Annotated in this window: 1 protein-coding gene; it reads right to left on the reverse strand. The window is 37.4% G+C overall.

Annotated features, from left to right (window positions below):
* A partial coding sequence (locus tag C1I93_RS33465; protein WP_146603635.1) for a DNA polymerase III delta subunit-related protein occupies positions 1–396 on the reverse strand: 396 nt, incomplete at both ends.

The raw sequence follows: 396 nt of genomic DNA on the forward strand, positions 1-396 counted from the left end.
ACCTGTGACATTCAACGCATCTTGCAATGTTAACGTACCATCACCAAATGCAATAGCCTGATCCATAATACTTAATGCATCACGCATACCCCCTTCAGACGCTTTAGCGATAAATGCCAAGGCTTCATCTTCACATTCAATTTGTTGTGCATCTGCTACAAATTTTAAACGTTCAACAATTTGATCTAGGCTAATTGCTTTAAAATCAAAACGTTGTGCCCTAGAAATGATTGTTGGAGGGATTTTATGTGGTTCTGTCGTTGCCAATATAAAAATAGCGTGTGCTGGAGGTTCTTCTAACGTCTTTAAAAGGGCATTAAAAGCACCTGTTGTTAGCATGTGCACCTCATCTATAATATAAACTTTATATTTCGATTCACTTGGTGCATATTTAAC

It is taken from the genome of Micromonospora endophytica (genome assembly GCF_003236305.1).
Classification (GTDB): Bacteria; Actinomycetota; Actinomycetes; order Mycobacteriales; family Micromonosporaceae; genus Micromonospora; species Micromonospora endophytica.